Here is a 26687-nt window from a genome sequence, read left to right as displayed (position 1 = left end):
GCCCGTCTCGCGGTGGGGCCCGCCCCGGGCACGCGGGAGTCACTGCTCGGGCGGCCGTACGCCGGTGGTCCTCGGAACGGCGACGGGCTCCTCCCGGCCCTGCGGATGCCCGGAAGCCGACCGCCGGGCATCCGGGCATCCGAGGTCTCGTCCGGTGCCTGGGAGGACGGGGTGGGAGGTGGCCCGCTTCCCGCCGGGTCCTGTGCGGAGTGCCGGCGGTGGTGACGAAGATCAGGTCGGCGTCGGCCCGGTCGATCTCCTCGGGGTGAGTCTGGTCATCGCTACGCGATCTTGTGGATAAGGTAAGCCTCACCTACCCCGACCGCCAAACCCCCTTCACGCTCTGGAGTGACCGATGACCGTGGCCCACCTGGAGAACACCCAGGCCGACACCGCCACGCCCGTCCCGGAACTCCTCGCCGCCGCCTACCGCCGTCTGGACGCGGAGTGCGAGGCCCTGGCCGTACGCGTCGCGGAAGCCGGCCGCCCGGCCGCCCGACAGTGGCCGCCCTCCGGACCGAACTCACCCCGACTCGGCACGCCCACCATCGGGCTGATGGACGGTCAGAGTGCCGTCGAGGCGTTCGTCGAGGCGGAGGCCGCCCGCATCCAGGACCGCTACGACCACTCCGCGCCCCGGCATGTCGCCGCCTCCCGCGCCCTGCACGACTACGCCTGGTCGGTCGGCCTGCTGATGAGCGGAGTCTGGTACCTGGAGCGGCGCGTACCCCGTATCGCTCCCGACGACATACGGGTCGACCTCGCGACGGGCACGTTCGAGGTGCGGCCCGGCTCCGGACTCCTCTGTCTGCCGGACGACCCGGTGGCGGTCCTGCCCGGTGCCCGTGCCGTGGCCCACGAGGAGGCCTTGCGCGCCGAGTTGCGGGCCGCGGTCGCGGACCACATGGGCCCGGTGCTGGACGCGATCGGCCCGTACGTCCGCCGGGGCTCGCGTGCGCTGTGGGGCCTGGTCTCCGACGACCTGGTCTCCGGCCTCTGGTACCTCGGCCGTACGCGCGGCGACGAAGCCGCCGGCGTCCGGGCCGCCTCCGCGGTCCTCCCCACCGCCCACGCGCCCTTCCCCGGCGGCGCAGACTTCCGTTCCCTCCGCACGAGTGACGGCCGCGACCACCCGACCCGCACCCGTGTGGGCTGCTGCCTCTACTACACGATCCGCCCCGCCGAGGCCTGCTCCGCCTGCCCCCGCACCTGCGACGCGGAACGGCTGCGGCGGCTGGAGGGGTGACCACCACCCGGCCGACGCCCCTACGGCGCGAAGCCGAGGGAAGCCGTGACGACCGCGTGGGCCGCTCCGCACCGCCGCCGAAACTTTCGGACCGCTCCGGAGGCCCGTTCCGATTGACGCCGCTCGCCACAGATGGCAACACTCTTCGACGAGTTTCCAACAGGAAGCGTCAAAGGTCGCAGCACAGGAGGTCGGCTTGCGCGAGTACGCCGGATACGTCTTCGTCTACTTCACCGGCGAGGGCACCCCGGACGGCGAGCGGATCAGGTTCGCGCTCAGCCGGGGGGACGATCCCCTGCGCTGGCGCGAGCTGAACGGCGGGGAGCCGGTGCTCGGTTCGGACCTGGGCACGCGCGGGCTGCGCGATCCGTTCGTGGTCCGCGCACCGCAGGGCGACCGGTTCCATCTGATCGCCACCGACCTCCGGATGCACGGCGAGCCCGACGGCGACTGGGACCGCGTCCAGCGCACCGGCAGCACCTCCCTCATGGTCTGGGACAGCACCGATCTGGTGCACTGGACCGACCGCCGTCTCGTGCGTGTCGCCCCCGACACCGCCGGCAACGTCTGGGCGCCCGAGGCCTGCCACGACCCCGTCCTCGACGCGTACGTCGTCTTCTGGGCGTCGAAGCTGTACGCCGAGGACGACCCCGACCACACCGCCGAGACCCACAACAGGATGCTGTACGCGACCACCCGCGACTTCCGCGTCTTCGGCGAGCCCCGCGTCTGGAACGATCCCGGACACTCGGTCATCGACTCGACCCTCGTCCGGCACGACGGCTCGTACTACCGCTTCACCAAGGACGAGCGCGGCAACTCCCCCGCCACCCCGGGCGGCAAGTTCATCACCGTCGAGAAGTCGGCCGGGCTGTGCGACACCTCGTACGCGTTCGTGGCCGACCGGATCGGTCAGGGGGCTGTCGAGCAGGGCGAGGGGCCGATCGTCTTCCGGTCGAACACCGACGAGGACAAGTGGTACCTGTTCGTCGACGAGTTCAGCGGACGCGGCTACGTCCCCTTCGAGACCTCCGACCTCGCCTCCGGCAAGTGGACGCCCTGCGAGGACTTCGCGCTGCCGCCCGGTGCCCGGCACGGTTCGGTGCTGCCGGTCACGCGGGCCGAGTACGAGCGGCTGCTCGCCGCGTACGCGCCGAAGGCGTCCGTCGTCGACGCCACCGTCCCCGGCGGCCTGAAGGCGTACGCGATCGTGGACGACGCCGCCTCGAAGGTCGTCCTGCCCCTGCACCCGGGCACCGAACTCGACGGTCTGGCACCGGAGTTCGACCTGTCGGCGGACGCCCGCATCGATCCGCCCTCCGGCACCCCGCGCGACTTCCGCAGCCCGCGGCCGTACACCGTCACGCCGGCCGACGGAACCGCGCGCACCTGGACCGTCGAGGCCCTGCACATGCGCAGCCCGCTGCTGCCGGGACTGTATGCCGATCCCAACATCCAGGAGTTCGGGGGCCGTTACTACATCTATCCGACGACCGACGGTTTCGAGGGCTGGGGCGGGACACGGTTCGAGGTGTTCTCCTCCGACGACCTGGTCACCTGGGAGGGCCACGGGGTGGTCCTCGACCTGGAGTCCGCCGTCGGCTGGGCGGACCGCTGCGCCTGGGCGCCGGCCGCCGGGGAGCGCGACGGGTCGTACTACTTCTACTTCTGCGCCGAACAGCAGATCGGCGTGGCCGTCGCGGACAGCCCGACCGGCCCGTTCCGGGACGCGCTCGGCCGGCCGCTCATCGGGCGCGACGACTACGAGGGCCAGATGATCGACCCGGCCGTCTTCGTGGACGACGACGGCACGGCCTACCTCTACTGGGGCAACTGCGAGGCCTACGGGGTACCTCTCGCCGAGGACATGGTGTCCTTCGACCCGGCGCGGGTACGGCGGTTCACCCCGGACGGCTTCCGCGAGGGGGCCTTCGTCGTCAAGCGGCGGGGTGTCTACTACTTCATGTGGTCCGAGGACGACACCCGCAGCGAGGACTACCGCGTCGCCTACGCGACCGGGCCCACACCGCTCGGCCCGTGGACGAAGCAGGGTGTCATCCTGCGGAAGCGTCCGGGGTACGGGATCCTCGCCACCGGCCACCACACGGTCGTGAACGTCCCCGGCACCGACGACTGGTTCATCTGCTACCACCGGTTCGCGGTTCCCGGCCCCGGCACCCCGCGCGGCGACGGCGTCCGCCGCGAATCCACCCTGGACCGGCTGGTGTTCGCTGCGGACGGCTCGATCGAGGAGGTCGTGCCGACGCTGGAGTCCATCGGGCCGGTGACCGGCGCGGGGTGACGTCCTCAGTCGTGCGGCGTCAGTCGTGCGGCGTCAGTCGTGCGGCGCCTGTCCGCTGACCCTGTGGTCCGCGTGGCTGAGGGCCTCCATGACCAGGCGGCGCAGATGTCCGTCGCCGAGGCTGTAGTAGATGTGACGGCCCTCCCGGCGGGTGTCCACCAGTCCGGCGAGCCGGAGTTTCGCCAGATGCTGGCTGACCGCCGTGCGGGACGCCTCGCAGCGGTCCGCCAGAGAGCCGACGTCCGACTCGCCCTGGGCGAGCAGCCACAGCAGATGGAGCCGGGTGGCGTCGGAGAGCATCGCGAACACGCCGGTCGCCTCGGCGAGCCGCGCGCTGTCGGGGGCGCGCAGATGCGTACCGGACGCAGGTGACACCGCGTGGCGTTCTGGCATGGCCCCAGCGTAGGCGGTTCGTCGGCGGAGCGGGGTGTCGCACGCTCGGGCACCATCATGTGCGCAGGTGCGCACATGATGGGTACACTGGGCCGTCCCGACACCCGACGCCACGCCGAGGGGAGCCGTTCCTATGCTCGCCGTTCTGCGTCATCGCGCCTACCGGCGGCTGTTCGCCGCCCAGGTCGTCGCTCTCGTGGGCACGGGTCTCGCGACCGTCGCCCTCGGACTGCTGGCCTACGACCTGGCGGGCGCCGACGCCGGTTCCGTCCTCGGGACGGCCCTGGCGATCAAGATGGTGGCGTACGTGGTGATCGCCCCGGCCGTCGGCGCGGTCGCCGACCGGCTGCCGCGCCGGGCGCTCATGGTGACGGCGGATCTGGTGCGCGCCGGGATCGCGCTGTCGCTGCCGTTCGTCGGCGAGGTCTGGCAGGTGTACGTCCTGGTGTTCCTCCTGCAGTCCGCCTCGGCCGCGTTCACCCCCACGTTCCAGGCCGTCGTCCCCGACGTGCTGCCCGAGGAGCGCGACTACACACGGGCGCTGTCGATGTCACGGCTGGCGTACGACCTGGAGAGCCTCTTCTCCCCCGCCCTCGCCGCCGCCCTGCTGTCCGTCGTCACCTACGACCGGCTGTTCACCGGCACCGTCCTCGGTTTCCTCGCCTCGGCCGCGCTGGTGGTCTCCACCGCCCTGCCCGAACGGGCCGCCGCCCTCCCCCGCACCGGCGGCGTGTACGCCAGGGCCACGGCCGGCACCCGCCTCTTCCTCGGTGTCCCCGCGCTGCGGGCCCTGCTCGCCCTGAACCTCGCGGTCGCGGCGGCCGGTGCGACGGTGACGGTCAACTCCGTGGTCTACGTCCGCGATGTGCTGGGCCTGTCGGCGGGTGCCGTCCCGCTCGCGCTCGGGGCGTACGGCGCCGGGTCGATGGCCGTCGCCCTGCTGCTGCCCCGCCTGCTGGACAGGGTGCCGGACCGGGCCGTGATGCTGCCGGGCGCCCTGTCCCTGACCCTTGTCTTCGCCGGGCTCGGGGCCGTCACGGCCGCGCGGGAGGGGAGTTGGCGGCTGCCCGCCCTGCTCGTTCTGTGGGCCGCGTTCGGCGCCGCGTCCTCGGCGGTGCTCACCCCGGCCGGGCGGCTGGTGCGCCGCTCGGTGGCGCCCGGGGACCGTACGGCCGCGTTCGCCGCGCAGTTCTCCCTCTCGCACGGCTGCTGGCTGCTGACGTACCCGCTGGCCGGGTGGCTGGGCGCGGCGGGGCTCGGCCGGGCGGTGCTCGCGCTGGGGGCGATCGCCCTGGGCGGGGCGCTGCTGGCCGTACGGCTGTGGCCGCCGGCGTCGGTGACCGCCTCTCCCGCGGCCCCCGCGCCGACGGCCCACGTGCACGCGGACCTCCCGCTCGGCCATCCCCACCTGGTGGGCGCCCTGCGCGTGCCCACGGGCTGGCGGCACAGCCACGGACACCTCAGCGACGGGCTGCACGCCCGGTAGCGGCGGCGCGCGGTCCGGCCGCCTCCCGTCGGCGCCGTCACACGCTGAGCGCGGCCCTGACGGTCCGCTCGGCCCCCGTCCCCCCTTCGCCCGAGGAGGTGACCCGGCCCGCCTCCAGTACGTAGTACCGCTGGGCCGCCCGCATGGCGAAGCCCACGTGCTGTTCGACGAGGAGGACGCAGAGGCCGCCCCGGCGGGTCAGGGCGAGGATCGTCTCCTCGATCTCGGCGACGACGGAGGGCTGGATGCCCTCGGTCGGCTCGTCGAGCAGGAGGAGCCTCGGACGGGTGATCAGCGCGCGGGCGAGGGCGAGTTGCTGGCGCTGACCGCCGGAGAGGAGACCGGCCCGGCGGCCGGACAGCTCCCGCAGGACCGGGAACAGGTCCAGGGCCTCCGCGACCGCCTCCCTGCCGTCCGGGCGGCCGTCGGCGACCAGTTGCAGGTTCTCGGCGGTGGTGAGGTGCGGGAAGGACTGCTGGCCCTGCGGGACGTACGCCATGCCCCGGGCCACCCGCTGGTGCGGGGCGAGATGGGTGATGTCCTCGCCGTCCAGCAGGACGGTCCCGCCCTTCGGCCTGATCAGCCCCATGGCGGCGCGCAGGAGGGTGCTCTTGCCGGCGCCGTTGTGGCCGAGGACGGCCGCGACGCCGTCCCCCGGAACGGAGACGGTCACGCCGTGCAGCACGGTCGTCCGGTCGTAGCCGGCCCGGACGGAGTTGATCTCCAGCATGGACGTCACGCCTCCTCGGCGACGGGGACGGGAGCGGCGACCGGCTCCGTGGCGGTCACGGACACGGGATCGGGCTCCGACGCGCGGCCGAGATAGACCTCCTGGACCCGGGCGTCGGCCTGGACCTCGGTGACGGAGCCCTCGCTGAGGACCCGGCCGGCGTGCAGGACGGTGACGCTGCGGGCGAAGGAGCGCACGAAGTCCATGTCGTGCTCGATGACCACCACCGTGCGGTCCTCGCCGATCCGCCGCAACAGCTCGCCCGTGGCCTCGCGTTCGTCGTGGCTCATACCGGCGACCGGTTCGTCGAGGAGGAGCAGCTTCACGTCCTGGACGAGCAGCATGCCGATCTCCAGCCACTGCTTCTGGCCGTGCGCGAGCACACCCGCCGGACGGTCGGCCAGCTCCGTCAGACCGGTGGTCTCCAGGGCCCGGGTCACCTCCTCCGGTACGCCCTTGCGGCGCCGGAGCATGGTCAGCGGGCCGCGCCCGGCGCCCGCCGCGATGTCGAGGTTCTGCAGGACGGTCAGCTCCTCGAAGACGGTGGCCGTCTGGAACGTACGGCCGATGCCCTTGCGGGCGATCCGGTGCACCGGTCTGCCGATGAGTTCCTCGCCGCCGAAGCGGACCGATCCGGTGGACCTCACCAGACCCGTGACGGCGTCGACGAGCGTGGTCTTGCCGGCGCCGTTCGGGCCGATGAGGAAGCGCAGGTCGCCGGGGTGGATGTCGAGGTCCACGCCGTCGACGGCCTTGAAGCCGTCGAACGTCACCCGCAGATCGCGGACCGTCAGGCCCTCGCCGCTCATGCCGTTCCTCCTGTCGGGGCCGAGGCCGGAGCCGTGATCGAGGTCGTGGCGGCGGGGCCGGCCGTGGGGGTACGACGGCGGCGCACCACGCTCGCCAGGGAGGCCAGGCCGCCGGGCAGGAAGCCGACCGCCAACACGAACAGCAGGCCCTGGAGGTACGTCCACGCGGCGGGGAAGGCGTCGGAGAGGGTGCTCTGCGCCCAGGCCACCGCGATCGCGCCGAGTACGGCGCCCACCAGGGAGGCCCGGCCGCCCACCGCCGCGCCGATGACGAAGCCGATGGACGGGACGACGCCGATCAGCGCCGGGGAGATGATGCCGACCGCCGGGACGAACAGGGCGCCCGCGAGGCCGGCCATGCCCGCCGCCACGACGTACGCGACGAGCTTGACGTTGGCGGGGTCGTAGCCGAGGAAGCGCACGCGCTCCTCGGAGTCCCGTACGGCGACGAGGAGTTCGCCGAAGCGGCTGACGAACAGCTGGCGGGCGGCGGCCATCAGCAGCAGGAGCACGGCGGCGATGACGAAGTACACCATCCGCTGGTTCACCGGGTCGTCGAGGTCGTAGCCGAAGAAGCCCCGCATGTCGGTGAGGCCGTTGGTGCCGCCGGTGGTGGCCTGCTGGCCGACGAGCCAGATGGCGAGGGCGGCGGCCAGCGCCTGGCTGAGGATCGCGAAGTAGGCGCCCTTCACCCGGCGGCGGAAGACGAAGAAACCGAGCAGCGCGGCGACCGCCATGGGCAGCAGGACGGTCATGGCGAGGGCGAACGCCGGGTCGGCGAACGGCCGCCACCACCAGGGCAGGGTGTCGCCGGTGCCGTAGAGCTGCATGAAGTCGGGCAGGGTCTGGCCGGTGTCGGCGGCGTCGGCCAGCTTCAGGTGCATGGCCATGGCGTAGCCGCCGAGGCCGAAGAAGACGCCCTGGCCGAGGACGAGCAGGCCGCCGCGGCCCCAGGCGAGGCTCACGCCGACCGCCACGATCGCGTAGCACAGGTATTTGGCGAGGAGGTTGAGCCGGAAGTCGGAGAGGACGAGCGGGGCGACGCCGAGGAGCAGGACGGCGCCGAGGAGGAAGGCGCCGGGGACGCGGAAGCGGTCCAGGAGGGACGGCGACGGCTCCGGCGCGACGGACGTCTTCTCGGGGGAGGGTGTGGTCGTCGTCATGCCAGGCTCCGGGTGCGCAGTGTGTACAGGCCCTGGGGTCGCCACTGCAGGAAGGCGACGATCGCCACGAGCACGATGACCTTGGCGACGCTGACCGTCGTCGAGTACTCCAGCACGGACTGCAGGACGCCGAGCGCGAAGGCGGTGATGACGCTGCCCTTGAGCTGGGCGACGCCGCCGACGACCACGACCAGGAAGGCGTCGACGATGTAGTTGGTGCCCATCGTCGGGCCGATCGGGCCGACCAGGGTGAGCGCCACCCCGGCCACGCCCGCGAGGCCCGAGCCGATGAAGAACGTCGTCCGGTCCACGCGCTCGGTGGCGATGCCGGACACCTCGGCGAGGTCCCTGTTCTGCACGACGGCCCGGATGCGACGGCCCAGCGGGGTCGTGCGCAGGATCAGGGTGAGACCGAGGACGCAGAGCAGCGCGAGACCGAGGATGAACAGCCGGTTGGTGGCGAAGGTGATGCCGCCGACCGCGATGTTGCCGGTGAGCAGGTCCGGGGCGCGGGTCTGGACGTTCGGGGCGCCGAAGATGTCACGGGCGAGCTGCTGGAGCATCAGGGAGACGCCCCAGGTGACCAGCAGGGTGTCCAGGGGTCTGGTGTAGAGGCGCCGGATGAGCAGCCATTCGAGCAGCGCGCCCATGGCTCCGGCGACGAGGAAGGCCAGCGGCAGGGCGAGGAGCAGGGAGAGGCCGGCGCCGCTGATGGACTTCTGGAGCACGTACGTGGTGTAGGCGCCGGCCATGATGAACTCGCCGTGCGCCATGTTGATCACGCCCATCTGACCGAAGGTCAGGGTGAGGCCGAGGGCGATGAGGAGGAGGACGGCACCGATGCTGATGCCGGTGAAGGACTGGTTGAGGATGACCGTCATGACGCGGCTCCCGGTCGGGGGGTGGGGTGCGTTGGCGGGTGCGGACGAGTGGGGGTGCTCGCGCAGTTCCCCGCACCCCTGAAAGACACGGCCTCCGCGGGCCGATGAAAAGCAGCGGGCGCAGCCGCGCTTGTCAGGGGCGCGGGGAACTGCGCGACCAGCCCCCAACCACCCGCGGACTCACGACAGACCGGCGGCCCAGGCGTACCCCTTCAGATACGGGTCCGGCTTGATCGGCTTGCCGGAGTTCCAGACCTCCTCGATCAGCCCGTCCGAGCCGATCTTCCCGATCCTCGCCGTCTTGTAGACGTGCTGCGTCGCGCCGTCGACCGTGACCTTGCCCTCGGGAGCGTCGAGTTCGATGCCGCCGGATGCCTTCTTGACCTTGGCCACGTCGAAGGACCCGGCCTTCTCGACCATCTCCTTCCAGAGGTACACGGAGATGTACGCGGCCTCCATCGGGTCGCTGGTCGGCTTGTCCTTGCCGTACGCCGCCTGGTAGGCCGCCACGAACGTGGTGTTGGCGGCGCCCGGCGTGGTCTCGTAGTAGTTCCAGGCGGTCAACTGGCCTTCCAGGTACTGGGTGCCGATGCTCTTGACCTCCTCCTCGGCTATCGACACCGAGAGCACCGGCAGACTCTTCGCGGTCAGCCCGGCGGACTTGTACTCCTTGAAGAAGGCCACGTTGCTGTCGCCGTTGAGGGTGTTGAAGACGGCGTCCGCGCCCGCGTCCTTGACCTTGTTGACGATGGTGCTGAACTCGGTGGAGCCGAGCGGCGCGTAGTCCTCGCCGACCACCTTCATGCCCTGGGCCTCCGCGTACGCCCTGATGATCTTGTTGGCGGTGCGCGGGAAGACGTAGTCGCTGCCCACCAGGTACAGCCGCGTCAGGCCCTGCTTCTTGAGGTAGTCGAGGGCGGGGACGATCTGCTGGTTGGTGGTGGCGCCGATGTAGAAGATGTACGGGGACTGCTCCAGGCCCTCGTACTGCACGGGGTAGAACAGCAGCGACCTGTAGCGTTCGAAGACCGGCTTGACGGCCTTGCGGCTGGCGGAGGTCCAGCAGCCGAAGGTGGCGACCACCTTGTCGTCGGTGATCAGGGCCTCCGCCTTCTCCGCGAAGGTCGGCCAGTCGGAGGCGCCGTCCTGGCTGACGGGCTTCAGTTTCTTGCCCAGCACGCCACCGGCGGCGTTGATCTCCTTCACCGCGAGCAGCAGCGCGTTGTGGACGGTGACCTCGCTGATGGCCATGGTGCCCGAGAGCGAGTTCAGCAGACCCACCTTGACGGTGTCTCCGGAGGTGTCCGCCTGCGCACCCGCGGCCGACGACGTACCGCTGCCCGTCTTGGCGCCGCACGCGCTGAGGGCGGCGGTCGTACCGAGGGCCGACGCACCCGCGAGCAGACCACGTCTGCTGATACCGATCCGGGACATGCAATACCTCCTAGGTCGCTGAAGTGCGACCACAGCCTGCGAGAGGACTGTTTCCCCGGCGTTTCACGGCAATTGAAGAACAGTTTCCTGAGGAAGTATTTTTCGAGGGCCACGAAATGATTGTTACTTCGCACGGAAAGGATGCACTCCTGGTTTGTCTGTGAGGAGCGGGGTGATCGACGGTAAGCTCCCGGCACCACCGTCGCGGGGTCGGTGGAGAGCGAGTCGAGGAGTGCGATGGCGAGGCGGCCCGAGGAACTGCTCCATCTGCTGACCCGGGCGGAGCGCCTGTCCGTACGCCGAGTCCAGTCCGTCCTCGACGAGTTCGGCTGTTCGGTCGAGGCGTGGCGGGTGCTTGACCTGCTCTCCGACGGGCACGGCCACAACATGACGGCCCTCGCCGAGCACGCCTTCCTGCCGGCGCCGAGCCTGACCAAGCTGATCGACCAACTCGTCGACCAGAACCTGCTGTTCCGACGCGTCGACCCCGTCGACCGGCGCCGCGTCCTGGCCCACCTCACCCCGCGCGGCAGGGAGCGCTGGCAGCTGCTCGCCCGCGAAGTGCGCGCCGACTGGGCCGAGTCGGAGCCACCGCTCACCGACGAGGACGGTCACCGGCTCGAAATCCTGCTGGACCGGCTGGCCCGGAATCTGGAGGGCGGCGGGAGCGCCGACGGCCGGGACCGGGTCAGCGCAGGTCGTGCGGAGCGCGCAGCTGGGCGAGGACGTTGAAGTCGTAGCCGTCCGCCCGCGCGAGGTAGATGCGCTGGCGGACATGCCGCCCGTCCAGGCCGAGCAGCCCGCGCGGGCCCTCGTACGAGACGGTGTCGGCGACCGCCCCGATCGCCGACACGTCCGCCGCGCCCGCCCGTTCGACGAGCGCGGCGAGCAGCAGGACACCCTCGTAGCAGGACTCACCGAGGCTGCCCGGGGTCGGCGCCTCCAGACCGAAGCGGCCGGTGTACCGGCCGTGGAAGTCCAGGGTGTTCTGATCGGCGAGCGAGGCGAAGTAGCCGGCGGCGCTGTACAGGTCGAGGGTGGCCTCGGGGCCGCTGCCCAGCAGCATGTTCTCGTCCATCAGCGTGCTCAGCCGCAGGCACCGCCGGTCCAGCCCGGCGGCGGCGAAGGCCCGGTTGAAACGGACCGCGTCGCTGCCGACCAGGAGCATCAGGACCCCGTCGGCGTCGGCCCGCTCGATGCGGCGCAGGACGGGCCCGAAGTCCTCGGTGCCCAGCGGCAGATACGCCTCACCGCCGACCCGGCCCCGGCACGCGCGGGCGTACCCCCGGGCCGCCCGCGCGGTGCCGCGGGGCCACACGTAGTCGTTGCCGACGACGAACCAGCGGCGCACCCCGCGGGACTCGGCGAGCAGCCGCATCGCGGGCAGCAGCTGCCAGGACGGCGTCTCGCTCGTCATGAAGACGCCCTCGGTGCGCTCCCCGCCCTCGTACAGGGCCGTGTAGACGTAGGGCACCCGGTGCGCGATCCGTGGGGCCACGGCCTGCCGGACGGAGGAGATGTGCCAGCCGGTGACGCCCTGCACCGCGCCCGAGGCGACCAGGGCCTCGACGTCCTCGGCGACCCGCCGCGGCTCGGCCCCGCCGTCGACCTCGACCAGCCGCAGCTCCCTGCCCAGCACTCCCCCGGCCCTGTTGACCTCCTCGGCGGCCAGCCGCGCACACGCCCCGCAGGTGGGGCCGAAGATCCCGGCGGGGCCGCGCATCGGGTAGACGAGCGCGACGTCGAAGGCCGAGTCGTCGGCCGTGTACCACCCGGGGGTGTGGAGGCGCAGCGGTCGCCGATTCATGGGCTCATGATGGCGTGATCGCCGGCGACGTCCCAGGTGGTGCCCACGGATCGAGACCGATTCGCAGGCCGGGCCGAGGGCCGGTGACGCCGGTCGCCGGGGGCGGGTCACCGGGCCGTCGCGTCCCCTCGCTCGAACAGCAGCGGCCGCCGTCCCGGGCCGGAACGTCAGGCGGTGCCGCCCTTGCGGGACCTGAGCCACCACACGCCGCCGCCGAGGGCGAGGACGACGGCCGCGCCGATGGCGAGGGGTACGGCCGGGGAGCCGCCGTCGTCGTCGGTGCTGTCCGCCGCCTGCGCCGACGGGGCGGAGGTCTTCGCACTGGGTTCGGGTGAGGGGGCGGCCGTCGTGGGCTCCTCGGACGGGGTGGGGCTGACGGCCTCGGCGCCCGGGGCGGCGGCCTTCAGTACCAGACGGGGGGCCGGGTGACCGTGGCCGTGGCCGTCTCCTTCGGCCTCCTCCTCCAGTTCGATCCAGCGGTCGACCTTGCCGTCGCTGTAGGACTGCAGGGTCTTGAAGGCCAGTGACTTCGCGTCGGGCAACTGCCGTACGGTGACGACGTACTCGACGTCCTCCCCCACGACGAGCTTGGCGCCGGAGACGGTGTAGCCCCGGGCGGTCGGGGTGAACTTCCAGCCGTCCGGGCCCTTTTTGTAGGTGAGGTCGGCGGGGGCGATGCCCTTCGGGAGGATCACCTCCAGCTTGGTGATGCCGGCGGCGGCGGACTCCGACTCCGCGGAGAAGGTCAGGTCGACGTTCTGGTCGAGGGCGCGGGCGCCCTCCGCCTCGACCTCCGCGTGGGCCGCGGCCGGCCCCGCGGTGGCGACGGCGACCGCGAACGCGGCCGCGGTGAGGACGCCGAGACGGCGCGAACTGCGTACGAAGGACGGGCGGTGCACTGCGGACTCCCTGGGCCGACGGCATGAAGGACGCATTCAAGCGCAGGCCGGGACCCGTGGCCAAGGGCGGTCACCTGTACGAACGGTTCCCGCCATCCGAGGTCGGCGCGAGGTCACTCGTGTGCGGCATGGGGAGGGTGGGGCGCGCGCCGGGGTGTGAGCTGTTCCACGGCGCCCGCGCGCCCCTCGTCGCCGCTTGTCAGCGCCCTTATGTGGGCACTACTGTCACCACGCCTTGGTGAACGGGAAATCCGGTGTGATGCCGGTGCGGCCCTCGCCACTGTGATCGGGAAGTCCGGCTCCAGTCCTCACGGACAGCCACTGGGTTGATATGACCCGGGAAGGCGGAGCACGGGCGGTGGGACCCGTGAGCCAGGAGACCGGCCAAGGCGCGTCAACCATCCACGAGGTGCTGGAGAGGGTCTGCTGAGCCATGCACATAGCCGAGGGTTTCCTTCCTCCGGCGCACGCGATCGCCTGGGGCGTCGCGTCCGCGCCATTCGTCGTCCACGGAGTCCGGGCACTCACCCGTGAGGTGAAGGAGCACCCCGAGAGCACGCTGCTGCTCGGCGCCTCCGGGGCCTTCACCTTCGTCCTGTCGGCGCTGAAGCTGCCGTCGGTCACCGGCAGTTGCTCCCACCCCACCGGCACCGGCCTGGGCGCCATCCTGTTCCGGCCCCCGATCATGGCGGTCCTGGGCACCATCACCCTGCTCTTCCAGGCGCTGCTGCTCGCGCACGGCGGCCTGACCACGCTCGGCGCCAACGTCTTCTCGATGGCGATCGCCGGCCCCTGGGCGGGCTACGGCGTCTACCGGCTGCTGCGACGGTTCGACGTGCCGCTGATGGTCACCGTGTTCTTCGGCGCGTTCGTCGCCGACCTGGTCACCTACTGCGTCACCAGCGTGCAGCTGGCGCTCGCGTTCCCCGACACCAGCAGCGGCTTCCTGGGCGCGCTCGGCAAGTTCGGCTCCATCTTCGCCGTCACCCAGATCCCGCTCGCGGTCAGCGAGGGCCTCCTCACCGTGCTGGTGATGCGGCTGCTGGTGCAGTCGAGCAAGGGCGAACTGACCCGCCTCGGCGTGCTTCTGGCCGGCCGGCGCGACAGCGCCGCCACCAAGGCCGGGACGGAGGCGGTGGCCCGATGAACCGCAACGCAAAGATCAACACCATGCTGCTGCTCCTCGTGGCCGCGCTCGCCGTCCTGCCGCTGGCCCTCGGCCTCGGTGACCACAAGAAGGAGCCCTTCACGGGCGCGGACGCCGAGGCGGAGACCGCGATCACGGAGATCGAGCCGGACTACGAGCCGTGGTTCTCCCCTCTCTACGAACCGCCGTCCGGTGAGATCGAGTCGGCCCTCTTCGCCCTTCAGGCCGCGCTCGGCGCCGGAGTCCTCGCCTACTACTTCGGCATCCACCGGGGCAGGCGCCAGGGCGAGGCGCGGGCCCGGGCGCAGCTGGACGGGGCCGCAGGCACCGGCACGGTCCCGACGACACCGGTGAGCGCGACGGCCACGGCGGCCTCCACGGCTTCCGCGGGCACGCCGGCGGCGACGGGTGCAGCGGCGTCACCGCCCGCATCGGCTTCCACGGGCACGTCGGCCTCCACAGCCGCATCGGCTTCGACGGCCACGTCGGCCGCCCCGCCCGCATCGGCTTCCACGGCCGCGACGACCGCGACCGGCGAGGAACGCTCGTCCGGCGGCCCCGCCGGGGACTCCCCCGCCGGGCGGGTCTGACCCTCGTGCTGCCGATCGACGCGGCGGCGCACAGCAGTCGCTGGCGCCGCCGCCATCCCGTGGACAAGGCCGTGCTCGGGCTAGGCCTCACCCTGCTCGCGATCTCACTGCCCCCCTGGCCCGGCGCCGCCCTGGTCCTGCTGACCGCGCTCGTCGTGCTGCTGGGCCCGGCGGGTGTGCCCGGCCGCCGGCTGTGGCGCGCCTACCGGGTGCCGCTGGGCTTCTGCGTGACCGGCGCCCTGCCGCTGCTCGTCCAGGTCGGCGGACCCGGCGGGTTCGTCGCCCTGGCCGGCGGCGGCCCGGTCCGCGCCGGGGAACTGCTGCTGCGCACCTCCGCCGCCTCCCTCGGTGTGCTGCTGTTCGCCTTCACCACACCCATGTCGGACCTGTTGCCGCGCCTGGTGAAGGCCGGGGTACCCGCGCCGGTGGTGGACGTCGCCCTGGTCACGTACCGCATGAGCTTCCTCCTGCTGGACTCCGTGCGTCGGATCCGGGAGGCGCAGGCCGCCCGGCTGGGGCACACCACGCGGGCCGCGACCTGGCGTTCGCTCGCCGGTCTCGGCGCCACCGCGTTCGTCCGGGCCTTCGACCGGGCGGCACGGCTGCAGACCGGGCTCGCCGGGCGGGGGTACGACGGCACCCTGCGCGTGCTGGTGCCCGAGGCCCGGGTCTCCGTCCGCTTCGTCGGGGCCGGCGTCGCACTCCTCGCCGCCGTGACCGCCCTCACCTTCGTCCTGGAAAGGCCGCTGACATGAGCGACCCCGTGCTGGTCACCCTGCGGGGCGCCTCCTTCGCCTACGAGGACGGCCCGGTCGTGCTCAGCGACCTCGACTTCGAGGTCCACGAGGGGCGCGCCCTGGCCCTGCTGGGCCGCAACGGCAGCGGCAAGACGACGCTGATGCGGCTGCTCAGCGGCGGACTGCGGCCCCGTACGGGCGAACTGGCGGTCGAGGGACGGCCGGTGACGTACGACCGGAAGGGTCTGACCCGGCTGCGCACCACGGTCCAGCTGGTCGTCCAGGACCCGGACGACCAGTTGTTCGCGGCCTCCGTCGCCCAGGACGTGTCGTTCGGTCCGCTCAATCTCGGCCTGCCCGACGCGCAGGTGCGGGCCCGCGTCGACGAGGCGCTCGGCGCGCTCGGCATCGCCGCGCTCGCCGACCGGCCCACCCATCTGCTCTCCTACGGCCAGCGCAAGCGGACCGCCATCGCCGGCGCGGTCGCGATGCGACCCCGGGTCCTGATCCTCGACGAGCCGACCGCCGGGCTCGACCCCGACGGACAGGAACGGCTCCTCGCCACCCTGGACGACCTGCGCCGGTCCGGCACGACCGTCGTGATGGCCACCCACGACGTCGACCTCGCCCTGCGCTGGGCCGACGACGCGGCCCTGCTCACCCCGTCCGGCGCGCGCACGGGCCCGGTGGCCACGATGCTCGCCCGCACCGACCTCCTCCAACAGGCCGGACTACGCCTCCCGTGGGGTGTCGCGGTCGCTCAACTGCTGCGCGAGCAGGGCCTGTTGACCGATGAAGCGGCCCGGCCGCGCACCCCCGAGGAGCTGGCGGCCCTGGCTCAGGTCCGCAGGCCGTAGACGCGGACGGCGGTGCCCGCGAAGACCTCCCGGTGTTCGGCCGGGCCGAGGCCGGAGAGCAACGCCTCGGCCGTGTCGAGGACTTCGCGGTAGTCCGAGGCGAGCCGGCAGACGGGCCAGTCGGAGCCGAACATCAGCCGGCGGGGGCCGAAGGCGTCGAGCACGGTGTCGGCGTACGGGCGGAGGCCGGCGACGGACCAGGTCTTCCAGTCCGCCTCCGTGACCAGGCCGGAGAGCTTGCAGACGGTGTTGGGGAGGGCAGCCAGCCGCCTGATCTCGCCCGCCCACGGCTCCAGTTCGCCGGTGGCCACGGGCGGCTTCGCCGCGTGATCGAGGACGAAGGTGAGGTGCGGGAGGCGGGCCGCCGCCTCCACCGCGGCCGGCAGTTGATGGGGCTTGACCAGGAGGTCGTAGACGAGTCCCGCGTCGGCGACGGCGGCCAGGCCCCGCAGCACGTCCGGGCGGAGCAGCCAGCGAGGGTCGGGTTCGCCCTGCACCTGGTGGCGGATGCCCACCAGGTGCTCGCCGCCGGGACCTTCGCGCAGCCTGTCGAGGACGGCGGCGACCCCGGGAGCGGTGAGGTCGGTCCAGCCGACGACCCCCGCGACCAGGTCGCCGCCGGCGGCCAGCGCCAGGAACTCGGGGGTCTCCTCGGGCACGGTGACCGTCTGCACCAGCACCGTGGCGGTGACCCCGGCGGCGCGGGCCTCCGGTTCCAGGTCGCGCAGGGTGAAGTCGCGGCGCAGTGGGGCGAGTTCGGAGCCGGTGATCCAGTCCTGATCACGGACGGAGAGGTCCCAGACATGGTGGTGGGCGTCGACGATCCCGGTGTGCGGGGCGTCCGTACGGGTCGGCGTCACAGCTCCCACACCACGGGCAGTCCCGCGTCGGAGCCCTCCGCCGAGTAGTCGTGGGTGACGGCGAGGAGGTCGGCCATGCGGGCCTGCCAGGCGATGTTGACCGGGAGTTTCTCCAGCTCGGCGATCATGGCCGGGTAGTCCTCGACCTCCAGCAGGTGGAAGAGGTCGGTGCCGCTGCGCCAGATCGTCCAGGCGCTCACCCCGGCGACGCGGATCGCGGCGGTCAGCTCCGCGGGGACCTCCCGGTGGGCCGCCTCGTACTCCTGGACGCGGTCGGCGCGGACCTTGGTGTGCAGGGCGACCCTCACGACGGCTCCTTCTCTTCGGCAGGCTCTTCGGCGGGCACGGGGGCTTCCGGTGCGATGAGACCCGCCGCGCGCAGTTCGTCCCAGAGGGCGGCCGGCACGGGGAGGCGGGACTGCTCCACGGTGTCGCGGACCTCGTCCGGTGAGCGGGCGCCGGTGAGGACGGCGGCGACGGCCGGGTGGCCGAGGGGAAAGCGGAGGGCGGCGGCGCGCAGCGGCACCCCGTGGCGCTCGGTGACCTCCTTCAGGCGCAGGGCCCGTGCGAGTACGGGTTCCGGGGCGGGTGCGTAGTCGTAGGTGGCGCCCGGTGCGGGGTGGGTGAGGAGGCCGGAGTTGAAGACGCCGCCGATGAGGACGCTCCGGCCGCGGGCGGCGGCCTCGGGGAGCAGTTCGGCGAGGCCCTGCTGTTCCAGGAGGGTGTAGCGGCCGGCGAGGAGGACGACGTCGATGTCGGTCTCGCGCAGGAAGCGGGCCGGGACGGCGGTCTGGTTCATACCGACGCCGATCGCTCCGACGACCCCTTCGGCGCGCAGCCGTTCGAGGGCCGGGTAGGCCTCGTCGAGGGCCTGGTCGGCGTGGTCGTCGGGGTCGTGGAGGAGGACGATGTCGACCCGGTCCAGGCCCAGGCGGTCCAGGCTGGCTTCGAGGGAGCGGCGGACGCCGTCGGCGCTGAAGTCCCAGACGCGGCGCAGGGTCGCGGGGACGGCGAAGCCGTCGGCCAGGTCGTCGGCCTCGCCGCCGCCTTCGGCGGGCACCAGCAGACGTCCGACCTTGGTGGAGACGGTGTAGCTGTCCCGGGGGCGCTCGCGCAGGGCGGCGCCCAGGCGGCGTTCGGAGAGGCCGAGGCCGTAGTGGGGGGCGGTGTCGAAGGTGCGGATCCCGGCGTCCCAGGCGGCGTCGACCGCGGCGGCGGCCTCCTCGTCGGCCACCGGGCGGAAGAGGTTGCCGATGCCGGCGGCGCCGTACGCCAGCTCGGTGACCCGGACCCCGGTGCGGCCGAGGGTCCTGGTTCTCATGAGCCCACCGGGCGCAGCCGCAGGCCCTGCATGCCGCCGTCGACGGCGAGGGCGGTGCCGGTGACGGATGCCGCGGCGGGGCTCGCCAGGTACGCGATGGCGGCGGCGACCTCGTCGGCGGTGACCAGTCGGCCCAGGGGCTGGCGGGCCTTGAGGGCGGCGCGTTCGGCCTCGGGGTCGTCGGCGGCGTCGAGGAGCCTGCCGACCCAGGGGGTGTCGGCCGTGCCGGGGTTGACGCAGTTGACGCGGACGCCCTCACGGACGTGGTCGGCGGCCATGGCGAGGGTCAGCGACAGCACGGCGCCCTTGCTGGCGCAGTAGAGGGCGCGTTGCGGCAGTCCGGCGGTGGCGCCGATGGAGCAGGTGTTGACGATGGCAGCGTGGGACGATTTCCGCAGGTGGGGCAGGGCGGCGCGGCTGGTGCGCACGATGCCGAGGACGTTGACGTCCAGGACGCGGTGCCACTGTTCGTCGGGGTTGTCCTCGACGGTGCCGATGGCGCCGATGCCCGCGTTGTTGACCAGGATGTCCAGACCGCCGAGCCGCGCGGCGGCGTCGGCGACGGCGGCCCGTACGGAGGTGTCGTCGGTGACGTCGGCCTTCAGTGCGAGCAGGGGGTCCGAGACCCCCGCGGGGTCGAGGTCGAGGACGGCCACCGCGGCGCCCCGGGCGGCCAGCAGCCGGGCCGTGGCGAGCCCGATGCCCGACGCGCCTCCGGTGACGATCGCCCTGAGTCCCGCGAATTCACCCCCCGGCCCGCTGGGCCCCTCTGTCGGCCCGGTCGGTGCACCTGTCTGCCCGGTCATGCGACGTCCTCCCGTCCAGCGAGGTCGGCGGCCCAGAACGTGCCGTCGGGGTAACGGTATTCGGCGAGCGAGGCGGGGTGCATGGTGGCGGAGAAACCCGGGGTCAGGGGGGCGAGGTAGTGGCCCTCGCGCATCACCACGGGTGCCGTGAAGTGCTCGTGGAGGTGGTCGACGTACTCGATGACCCGGTTCTCGGTGGTGCCGGACAGGGCCAGGTAGTCGAACATCGACAGGTGCTGGACCAGTTCGCACAGGCCCACGCCGCCGGCGTGCGGGCAGACCGGGACGCCGAACTTCGCGGCGAGCAGCAGGATCGCCAGGTTCTCGTTGACACCGCCGACGCGGGCCGCGTCGATCTGCAGGACGTCGAGGGCGTCGGCCTGGAGGAGCTGCTTGAAGACGATGCGGTTCTGTACGTGTTCGCCGGTGGCGACCTTCACGGGGGCGACACCGCGGCGGACGGCGGCGTGGCCGAGGATGTCGTCGGGGCTGGTGGGTTCCTCGATCCAGTACGGGTCGTACGCGGCGAGGGCCCGGGTCCACTCGACGGCCTCGCCGATGTTCCAGCGCTGGTTGGCGTCGATGGCGATGCGCACCCCGTCGCCGACGGCGGCGCGGGCGGTGCGCATCCGGCGGACGTCGTCGTCGAGGTCGGCGCCGACCTTCAGCTTGATCTGGGTGAAGCCGTCGGCGACGGCCTGCTTGGCCAGCCGGGTCAGCTTCTCGTCGGAGTAGCCGAGCCAGCCCGGTGAGGTGGTGTAGCCGGGGTAGCCGCGCTCCAGCAGCCGGCTCTCGCGGTCGGCGAGTCCCGTACGGCCGCGCCGCAGCAGGTCCAGCGCCTCCTCGGGGGTGAGGGCGTCGGCGATGTAGCGGAAGTCGACCTGGGAGACCAGCCACTCGGGCTCGGCGTGGGCGAGCAGCCGCCACAGGGGCTGTCCGGCGCGCTTGGCGGCCAGGTCCCACACGGCGTTGACGACGGCGCCGATGGCCATGTGCATCACGCCCTTCTCGGGGCCGAGCCAGCGCAGCTGGCTGTCCCCGATCAGGTCGCGGTTGACCGAGCCGGGGTCGGCGCACAGCTCCTCGACGGAGCGGCCGACGAGGTGGGGCCGCAGGGCGCCGATGGCGGCGACCTGGACGTCGTTGCCGCGGCCGATGGTGAAGGTGAACCCATGGCCTTCGAGGCCGTCCGCGGCGTCGGTGCGCAGCACGACGTAGGCGGCGGAGTAGTCGGGGTCCGGGTTCATGGCGTCGGAGCCGTCGAGCTCCCGCGAGGTGGGGAACCGGATGTCGTAGGTGTCGACCGCGGTGATCCGGGCGGGGGTTGCAGTCACGGGGGTGCCTTTCACGCTTGGCCGAAGGTCTGGCGCTGGCTCCCGAGCCCGTCGATCTCTAGCTCGACGGTGTCACCGGGGCGGAGGAAGGGGGTGCCGGGCAGGCCGAGGGCGACGCCCGCGGGCGTACCAGTGTTGATCACGTCGCCCGGCCGCAGGACCATGTACCGGCTGAGGTACGCCACGATCTCGTGGACGGGGAAGATCATGTCGCGGGTGTGGCCGTCCTGGCGCTTGACGCCGTTGACGCTCAGGCGCAGCCCGAGGTCCTGCGGGTCGCCGGCCTCGTCGGCGGTGACCAGCCAGGGGCCCATCGGGTTGAAGGTCTCGCAGGACTTGCCGAGGTCCCACTGCGAGGAGTACTCCAGCTGGAACTCGCGTTCGGAGACGTCGTGGCTGACCACGTATCCGGCGATCACGTCGGCCGCCTCCTCGGGGTCCTCCAGGTAGCGGGCCCGGCGTCCGATGACGACCCCCAGCTCGACCTCCCAGTCGGTCTTCACCGAGCCGCGCGGGACGAGCACCTCGTCGTACGGGCCGACGACCGTGCCCGGGTCCTTCATGAAGACCACGGGGCGCGGCGGGATCGCGGCGCCGGTCTCGGCGGCGTGGTCGCGGTAGTTCAGCCCGACACAGACGATCTTGCCGGGGCGGGCGAGGGGGGCGCCGATCCGCAGGCCCTCGGTGTCGAGCACGGGGAGTCCGCCCGCCTCGACGGCCGCGCGGGCGCGGTCGACCCCACCGGAGGCGAGGAAGGCGCCGTCGATGTCGGAGGCCACGGAGGACAGATCCAGCAGCCGGCCGTCGTCGGTACGGACGGCGGGCCGCTCCTCTCCCGGGGCGCCGACGCGTAGCAGTTTCACTGGGGCAGCTCCCTTGCCATGGGCTTCCTTCATTCATCGGAGGAATGATGCACCGCGACTTTAAGGGCAGTTCGGCGCGCTGACAACGTATTCCTCGGATGTATGTGATCGACAAGGACTATTACGCAGGTCACAGATCCGGCATGTACGACATCATCCCCAAGGTGATCGCCAGGCACCCCTGGATAACGCTCACGACTCATCGGGAGAGACCCCTTGTCAACTCCGGCAATGCCGTCGTAACGTCCTCGACGTCCGAGATACATCGGAGGAATCGCAACCACTGCATCGTGGCCGGTCAAACTCCTCTGCTCGTTCACCGGTTGACCCTCGAACCCTCCCCTCCGACGGCCCTCGCATGCCTGTACCGGAGGGCGGCCTCCCCGTCCTGGCTAAGGAGAACCCGGCCATGAAGCTCGCCCGCACCCGCTCCACCGCCGCAGCGGCCTGCGCCCTCGCGGCCCTCACCCTCCTGACCGCGTGCAACCGCGACAGCTCCTCCGGGCCGGCAGGCTCGGGCGGTGACAAGCCCGCCATCGGTATCGACCTGCCGCGCTCCGACTCGGACTTCTGGAACTCCTACGCCGAGTACCTGAAGAAGGACGTCAAGTCCGAGGACATCAACGCACTGCCGCTCAGCAACTCGCAGAACGACATCACCAAGCTCGTCGCCAACGTGCAGGTGTTCCAGAACACCGGCGCCAAGGCCGTCGTCATGGCCCCGCAGGACACCGGCGCCATCGCCTCCACCCTCGACACCCTGGCGTCGAAGAAGATCCCCGTGGTCAGCGTCGACACCCGGCCCGACAAGGGCGACGTCTACATGGTCGTGCGCGCCGACAACCGGGCGTACGGCACCAAGGCCTGCGAGTTCCTCGGCGAACAGCTCGGTGGCAAGGGGAAGGTCGCCGAACTGCAGGGCGCCCTGGACTCCATCAACGGCCGCGACCGCTCCGAGGCGTTCGCGGAGTGCATGAAGACGAAGTTCCCCAAGATCAAGGTCGTCGAGCTGCCCACCGACTGGAAGGGCGACGTGGCCTCCGCCAAGCTGCAGAGTCTGCTCGCCCAGCACCCCGACCTGGGCGGCATCTACATGCAGGCCGGCGGTGTCTTCCTGCAGCCGACCCTGGCGCTGCTGGAGCAGAAGGGCCTGCTGAAGCCGGCCGGGCAGAAGGGCCACATCTCGATCATCTCCAACGACGGCATCCCGCAGGAGTTCGACGCCATCCGCAAGGGCCAGATCGACGCCACCGTCTCCCAGCCCGCCGACCTGTACGCCAAGTACGCGCTGTACTACGCCGAGGCCGCGGCGGAGGGCAAGAAGTTCCAGCCGGGCAAGACCGACCACGACTCCACGATCATCGAGATCCCGAACGGCCTGGAGGACCAGCTGCCGGCGCCGCTGGTGACCAAGGACAACGTGGACGACAAGACCCTGTGGGGCAACAACGTCGGCTAGTCCCGTCCGGGCCGACGCCAGGGCGGAGGGACGCGGCCCGTCCCTCCGCCCGCACCCCCTCGCATCCCTCCCACGAAGGACGGTATCCACCATGGCGGACACCGCGACCGCCGCGGCGAACGGCGGCGGGCACCCCGCCGCCGGGAGTCCCGCCCCGGTGGCCGAGGCCACCGGCATCAGCAAGAGGTTCGGAGCCACCGTCGCGCTGCGCGACGCCCGGATCACCATCGCCCCCGGCGAGTCGCACGCGCTGGTCGGCCGCAACGGCGCCGGCAAGTCGACGCTGGTGTCCATACTGACCGGACTGCAGCCCGCCGACACCGGGACCCTGCGCTTCTCCGGCGAGGCGGCGCCCGCCGTCGGCGACATCGACTCCTGGCGCTCCAGGGTCGCCTGTGTCTACCAGAAGTCGACGATCATCCCCGACCTGACCGTCGCCGAGAACCTCTTCCTGAACCGGCAGAGCGACGGCGCGATGCGGCCCATCCGCTGGAAGCACCTGCGGTCGCGGGCCGAGGAGTTGCTCGCCGGATACGGCGTGGACGTGAAGGCCGACGCGCGGGCGAGGGATCTCACCGTCGAACAGCGGCAGTTCGTGGAGATCGCGCGGGCGCTGTCGTTCGGCGCGCGCTTCATCATCCTCGACGAACCGACCGCGAAGCTCGACGCCCGCGGCATCCACCGCCTCTTCGACAAGCTCCGCGACCTCCAGCGCCAGGGCGTCGCCTTCCTCTTCATCTCGCACCATCTGCAAGAGGTGTACGACCTCTGCACCACCGTCACGGTCTACCGAGACGCGGCCCACATCCTGACCGCGCCCGTCGCCGGACTCGGCCACCAGGCACTGGTGGAGGCCATGACCGGGGAGAGCACCGTCACGGCGGCGGCAGCCGTCGAGAACCGCGCCCCGGTCCGGTCCGACGCCCCCGCACTCCTCACCGTCGAGGGCCTCACCCTGCCCGGCGCCTGCGAGAACCTGTCGCTGTCGGTGCGCGCCGGCGAGGTGGTCGGCCTCGCCGGCGCCGCGGCCAGCGGCAATGTGCGGGTCGGCGAGAGCGTCGCCGGGCTGCACCGCCCCGAGCAGGGCACGATCTCCGTCGGCGGGCGGCGGGTGCGCGGCGGCAGCGTGCCGTCGGCGCTGGCCGTCGGCGTCGGGCTGGTCCCGGAGGACCGGCATCTGCAGGGCCTGGTCAACAACCGCAGCGTGGCGGAGAACGCCACCCTCACCGTCACCGACCAGCTCGGCCCGTACGGCACGGTGCTGCCCGCCCGGACCAGGACCTTCGCCCAGCGCATGATCCGCGACCTCGACATCAAGACGCCGGGCGGGTCCACCCCCGTGTCGGCCCTGTCGGGCGGCAACCAGCAGAAGGTCGTGGTGGCCCGCGCCCTGGCCACCGACCCCCATGTACTGGTCGCCATCCGCCCCACCAACGGGGTGGACGTCAAGTCCAAGGAGTTCCTGCTGCGCCGGATCCGGCAGGTCGCCGACAGCGGGAAGGCCGCGCTGATCGTCTCCGACGAACTGGACGATCTGAAGGTCTGCGACCGGCTCGTGGTGATGTTCCACGGGCGGGCGGTCGCCGAGTTCGACCGCGGCTGGAAGGACGAGCACGTGGTCGCCGCCATGGAAGGCGTGGCCGGACGCGGGCAGCCCGCCGCCGAGGGCAAGGGCACCCCGGACACCGCGGCGAAGTCCGGCGCCGCCTCCGACGACCGGGCGGACACCGCCTCGGACACCACCGAAGAGCACGGAAGGTAGTCATGTCCGCCACCACTGATGTCACCGACCCCGCCACGAGCACGGCGCGGGAGACCACCGGGGACACCCGCCGCGGGCTCGACCTCGGTCGCTTCCGTGAGCTGTCCCTGGTCCCGGCGATCCTCGTCCTCGGGCTGATCGGGTTCATCGTCTCGCCGGCCTTCCTGACCGCCGACAACCTCATCGGCGTGGCCCAGCAGTCCACCGAGCTGAGCCTGCTGGTGCTGGCCACCGCCCTGATCCTGGTCTGCGGCCGGATGGACCTGTCCCTGGAGTCCACCATCGGCGTGGCGCCGGTCATCGCCGTCTGGCTGGTCCTGCCGACCAGCGGCGCCCGGTTCACCGGGCTCGGCCTGCTGCCCGAGTGGACGGCCGTACCGCTGTGTCTCCTGGTGGGCGTGGTGATCGGGGCCGTCAACGGCTTCCTGATCCTGAAGCTGCGCCTCAACGGGTTCATCGTCACCCTCGGCATGCTCACCATGCTGCGCGGTCTCCAGGTCGCCCTGTCCGAGGGCCAGTCCATCGTCGAACTGCCCTCCTCCTTCACCTACCTGGGCAAGGCGTCCTGGCTCGGTGTGCCGGCCGCGATCTGGATCTGTGTGGTGCTGTTCGCCCTCGGCGGCGGCGCGCTGGCCTGGCTGCGGCACGGCCGGGCGCTGTACGCGATCGGCGGGAACGCGGAGGCCGCCCGCACCGCCGGTATCCGGGTGGACCGGATCGTGTGGGCGGTGCTGATCCTCGGCAGTGTGCTGGCCGCGTTCGCCGGCATCCTCTACAGCGGTCACTACGGCTCGATCTCCGCCACCCAGGGCAGCGGCTGGATCTTCCAGGTCTTCGCCGCGACCGTCATCGGCGGGGTGAGCCTCAACGGCGGCAAGGGCTCGGTGTTCGGCGCGCTCACCGGTGTGCTGACGCTCCAGCTCGTCGTCAACGTCATGACGCTGGCCGGTGTCCCGCCGCTGTGGAACCAGTTCCTCAACGGCGCGATCATCATCGTCGCACTGATCATCTCCCGCTTCGCCTCGGGCGAGAAGCAGGAATAGGCCCGCTACAGGGAGGCCTCTCGTGGCACTGACCGACGAGGCGATGGACAAGATCAAGGCGATGATCGTGGCCGGTGAACTGGCGCCGGGCTCGCGCCTGCCCAAGGAGGAGATCCTCGCCGCCCAGCTCGGCCTGTCCCGCAGCTCGCTGCGGGAGGCGGTACGGGCCCTGACCGCGATGCGCATCCTGGTCACCCGGCAGGGCGACGGCACCTACGTGTCCAGCCTGGAGCCGCACCTGCTGCTGGAGACACTCTCCTTCGCCTCGGACGTCTCCCAGGGGCGGACGGCCCTGCAACTGCTCCAGGTGCGACGGCTGCTGGAACCCCAGGCCACCGGGACGGCCGCCGCCCTGCTCTCCGCCGACGACCTCCGGGACCTCGGCACCATCCTGGAGAAGTCACGGGCCGCCGCCACGGTCGAGGAGTTCGTCGGCCACGACATCGCCTTCCACCTGCGGATCGTGGAGGCGGTCGGCAACCCGGTGCTGTCCATGCTGCTGCGGGTGCTCTCCACCCGGACCCAGCGGGCCCGGATCGTCCGGGGCACCCGCACCGAGCGGGCCGTGGAGCACGCGCACCGGGAGCACGAGGAGATCCTGCGCGCCCTGCGGGCCCGTGACGCCGCCCTGGCGGTCTCCGCCGCGACGGTCCATGTCGCGGCCGTGGAGCAGTGGATGGCGGCCGGGCTCGACGAGGACCCCCTCGGCGCGATCGAGGACTGACCGCGCCGAGGGACTCAAGGGCGGGTCGTCAGGG

The 26687-nt window shown here is 72.1% G+C and carries 26 protein-coding genes and 1 riboswitch; of the genes, 12 read left to right on the top strand and 14 right to left on the bottom strand.

All coding sequences use genetic code 11. The annotated features are described in order from the left end of the window. Positions 1 to 355: 355 nt before the first annotated feature. Both ACWCRJ_RS29580 and ACWCRJ_RS29575 read left to right on the top strand, forming a co-directional pair. Entirely contained in the window at positions 356 to 1246 is an 891-nt protein-coding gene (locus ACWCRJ_RS29580) for a (2Fe-2S)-binding protein (protein ID WP_450942174.1), read from the top strand. Between the two features lie 196 nt (positions 1247 to 1442). Continuing rightward, entirely contained in the window at positions 1443 to 3548 is a 2106-nt protein-coding gene (locus ACWCRJ_RS29575) for a family 43 glycosylhydrolase (protein ID WP_450942173.1), read from the top strand. A 33-nt stretch (positions 3549 to 3581) separates the two neighbouring features. Here ACWCRJ_RS29575 and ACWCRJ_RS29570 read toward each other — a convergent pair whose 3' ends face one another. Next, a complete protein-coding gene (locus ACWCRJ_RS29570; RefSeq protein ID WP_450942172.1) occupies positions 3582 to 3941 on the bottom strand; it encodes an ArsR/SmtB family transcription factor in 360 nt (119 codons plus the stop codon). Between the two features lie 133 nt (positions 3942 to 4074). On the opposite strand from ACWCRJ_RS29570, the gene ACWCRJ_RS29565 reads away from it, so the two are divergent. Then, positions 4075 to 5427, top strand: coding sequence for an MFS transporter (locus tag ACWCRJ_RS29565; RefSeq protein ID WP_450942171.1), 1353 nt, complete (start codon positions 4075 to 4077; stop codon positions 5425 to 5427). A 37-nt stretch (positions 5428 to 5464) separates the two neighbouring features. On the opposite strand, the gene urtE is transcribed toward ACWCRJ_RS29565, so the two are convergent. The 5 genes from urtE to urtA form a co-directional block, all read right to left on the bottom strand. Continuing rightward, on the bottom strand, positions 5465 to 6157 hold the full coding sequence (urtE, locus tag ACWCRJ_RS29560) for an urea ABC transporter ATP-binding subunit UrtE (RefSeq protein ID WP_046914495.1): 693 nt from the start codon (positions 6155 to 6157) through the stop codon (positions 5465 to 5467). Between the two features lie 5 nt (positions 6158 to 6162). Then, positions 6163 to 6966, bottom strand: a complete 804-nt coding sequence (urtD, locus tag ACWCRJ_RS29555) for an urea ABC transporter ATP-binding protein UrtD (protein ID WP_450942170.1) — start codon at positions 6964 to 6966, stop codon at positions 6163 to 6165. Continuing rightward, positions 6963 to 8129 carry an urea ABC transporter permease subunit UrtC gene (gene urtC / locus ACWCRJ_RS29550; protein WP_450942169.1) on the bottom strand — a complete coding sequence of 389 codons (1167 nt, stop codon included), beginning with the start codon at positions 8127 to 8129 and terminating at the stop codon, positions 6963 to 6965. Before urtC ends, urtD begins: the two co-directional genes overlap by 4 nt. After that, the gene (urtB, locus tag ACWCRJ_RS29545) at positions 8126 to 9010 is read right to left on the bottom strand and encodes an urea ABC transporter permease subunit UrtB (protein WP_046914490.1); all 885 of its coding nucleotides are present in this window, start codon (positions 9008 to 9010) and stop codon (positions 8126 to 8128) included. Before urtB ends, urtC begins: the two co-directional genes overlap by 4 nt. Positions 9011 to 9190: 180 nt before the next feature. Beyond that, on the bottom strand, positions 9191 to 10444 hold the full coding sequence (urtA, locus tag ACWCRJ_RS29540) for an urea ABC transporter substrate-binding protein (RefSeq protein WP_450942168.1): 1254 nt from the start codon (positions 10442 to 10444) through the stop codon (positions 9191 to 9193). Between the two features lie 237 nt (positions 10445 to 10681). On the opposite strand from urtA, the gene ACWCRJ_RS29535 reads away from it, so the two are divergent. Next, the gene (locus ACWCRJ_RS29535; protein WP_450942167.1) at positions 10682 to 11176 is read left to right on the top strand and encodes a MarR family winged helix-turn-helix transcriptional regulator; all 495 of its coding nucleotides are present in this window, start codon (positions 10682 to 10684) and stop codon (positions 11174 to 11176) included. Here ACWCRJ_RS29535 and ACWCRJ_RS29530 read toward each other — a convergent pair. Both ACWCRJ_RS29530 and ACWCRJ_RS29525 read right to left on the bottom strand, forming a co-directional pair. Beyond that, the gene (locus tag ACWCRJ_RS29530; RefSeq protein WP_450942166.1) at positions 11133 to 12251 is read right to left on the bottom strand and encodes a substrate-binding domain-containing protein; all 1119 of its coding nucleotides are present in this window, start codon (positions 12249 to 12251) and stop codon (positions 11133 to 11135) included. The two genes, ACWCRJ_RS29535 and ACWCRJ_RS29530, sit on opposite strands and share 44 nt — an antisense overlap. A gap of 167 nt (positions 12252 to 12418) precedes the next feature. After that, a complete protein-coding gene (locus tag ACWCRJ_RS29525) occupies positions 12419 to 13150 on the bottom strand; it encodes a DUF1775 domain-containing protein (protein WP_450942165.1) in 732 nt (243 codons plus the stop codon). A 219-nt stretch (positions 13151 to 13369) separates the two neighbouring features. Beyond that, a riboswitch (cobalamin riboswitch) is annotated at positions 13370 to 13553 on the top strand. Positions 13554 to 13583: 30 nt separating this feature from the next. Between ACWCRJ_RS29525 and ACWCRJ_RS29520 the strand changes: the two genes are divergently transcribed. The 4 genes from ACWCRJ_RS29520 to ACWCRJ_RS29505 are packed head-to-tail and all read left to right on the top strand — an operon-like array spanning position 13584 to position 16481. Next, a complete protein-coding gene (locus ACWCRJ_RS29520; protein ID WP_450942164.1) occupies positions 13584 to 14297 on the top strand; it encodes an energy-coupling factor ABC transporter permease in 714 nt (237 codons plus the stop codon). Next, positions 14294 to 14887, top strand: a complete 594-nt coding sequence (locus ACWCRJ_RS29515) for an energy-coupling factor ABC transporter substrate-binding protein (RefSeq protein ID WP_450942163.1) — start codon at positions 14294 to 14296, stop codon at positions 14885 to 14887. The genes ACWCRJ_RS29520 and ACWCRJ_RS29515 overlap by 4 nt, the downstream gene beginning before the upstream one ends. Positions 14888 to 14892: 5 nt before the next feature. Next, entirely contained in the window at positions 14893 to 15642 is a 750-nt protein-coding gene (gene cbiQ, locus ACWCRJ_RS29510) for a cobalt ECF transporter T component CbiQ (protein WP_450942162.1), read from the top strand. Then, positions 15639 to 16481, top strand: a complete 843-nt coding sequence (locus ACWCRJ_RS29505; RefSeq protein WP_046913824.1) for an energy-coupling factor ABC transporter ATP-binding protein — start codon at positions 15639 to 15641, stop codon at positions 16479 to 16481. Before cbiQ ends, ACWCRJ_RS29505 begins: the two co-directional genes overlap by 4 nt. On the opposite strand, the gene ACWCRJ_RS29500 is transcribed toward ACWCRJ_RS29505, so the two are convergent. Genes ACWCRJ_RS29500 through ACWCRJ_RS29475 form a run of 6 tightly spaced genes read right to left on the bottom strand, consistent with a single transcriptional unit; the run spans position 16463 to position 21665 of the window. Further along, the gene (locus ACWCRJ_RS29500) at positions 16463 to 17341 is read right to left on the bottom strand and encodes an amidohydrolase family protein (protein ID WP_450942161.1); all 879 of its coding nucleotides are present in this window, start codon (positions 17339 to 17341) and stop codon (positions 16463 to 16465) included. The genes ACWCRJ_RS29505 and ACWCRJ_RS29500 overlap by 19 nt on opposite strands. Then, positions 17338 to 17649, bottom strand: coding sequence for an L-rhamnose mutarotase (locus ACWCRJ_RS29495; protein WP_450942160.1), 312 nt, complete (start codon positions 17647 to 17649; stop codon positions 17338 to 17340). Before ACWCRJ_RS29495 ends, ACWCRJ_RS29500 begins: the two co-directional genes overlap by 4 nt. Then, complete coding sequence (locus ACWCRJ_RS29490) at positions 17646 to 18662, bottom strand: aldo/keto reductase (protein ID WP_450942159.1); 1017 nt, start codon at positions 18660 to 18662, stop codon at positions 17646 to 17648. The genes ACWCRJ_RS29495 and ACWCRJ_RS29490 overlap by 4 nt, the downstream gene beginning before the upstream one ends. Continuing rightward, complete coding sequence (locus ACWCRJ_RS29485) at positions 18659 to 19468, bottom strand: SDR family NAD(P)-dependent oxidoreductase (RefSeq protein WP_450942158.1); 810 nt, start codon at positions 19466 to 19468, stop codon at positions 18659 to 18661. The genes ACWCRJ_RS29490 and ACWCRJ_RS29485 overlap by 4 nt, the downstream gene beginning before the upstream one ends. Beyond that, complete coding sequence (locus tag ACWCRJ_RS29480; RefSeq protein WP_450942157.1) at positions 19465 to 20802, bottom strand: L-fuconate dehydratase; 1338 nt, start codon at positions 20800 to 20802, stop codon at positions 19465 to 19467. Before ACWCRJ_RS29480 ends, ACWCRJ_RS29485 begins: the two co-directional genes overlap by 4 nt. 11 nt (positions 20803 to 20813) lie before the next feature. After that, the gene (locus ACWCRJ_RS29475; RefSeq protein ID WP_450942156.1) at positions 20814 to 21665 is read right to left on the bottom strand and encodes a fumarylacetoacetate hydrolase family protein; all 852 of its coding nucleotides are present in this window, start codon (positions 21663 to 21665) and stop codon (positions 20814 to 20816) included. Positions 21666 to 22074: 409 nt separating this feature from the next. Between ACWCRJ_RS29475 and ACWCRJ_RS29470 the strand changes: the two genes are divergently transcribed. From ACWCRJ_RS29470 to ACWCRJ_RS29455, 4 genes are all read left to right on the top strand, one after another. Next, the gene (locus ACWCRJ_RS29470; RefSeq protein ID WP_450942226.1) at positions 22075 to 23124 is read left to right on the top strand and encodes a sugar ABC transporter substrate-binding protein; all 1050 of its coding nucleotides are present in this window, start codon (positions 22075 to 22077) and stop codon (positions 23122 to 23124) included. Positions 23125 to 23215: 91 nt separating this feature from the next. Further along, on the top strand, positions 23216 to 24886 hold the full coding sequence (locus ACWCRJ_RS29465; protein ID WP_450942155.1) for a sugar ABC transporter ATP-binding protein: 1671 nt from the start codon (positions 23216 to 23218) through the stop codon (positions 24884 to 24886). Between the two features lie 2 nt (positions 24887 to 24888). Next, on the top strand, positions 24889 to 25929 hold the full coding sequence (locus tag ACWCRJ_RS29460) for an ABC transporter permease (protein WP_450942154.1): 1041 nt from the start codon (positions 24889 to 24891) through the stop codon (positions 25927 to 25929). Between the two features lie 22 nt (positions 25930 to 25951). Then, positions 25952 to 26653 (top strand): FadR/GntR family transcriptional regulator, encoded by a 702-nt coding sequence (locus ACWCRJ_RS29455; protein WP_450942153.1) that lies wholly within the window; start codon positions 25952 to 25954, stop codon positions 26651 to 26653. Positions 26654 to 26687 lie beyond the last annotated feature (34 nt).

This window comes from Streptomyces sp. NPDC002324, assembly GCF_053593335.1.
The sequence above is the reverse complement of the archived record's forward strand: the minus strand, read 5'-3'. Positions and strand labels throughout refer to the sequence as shown.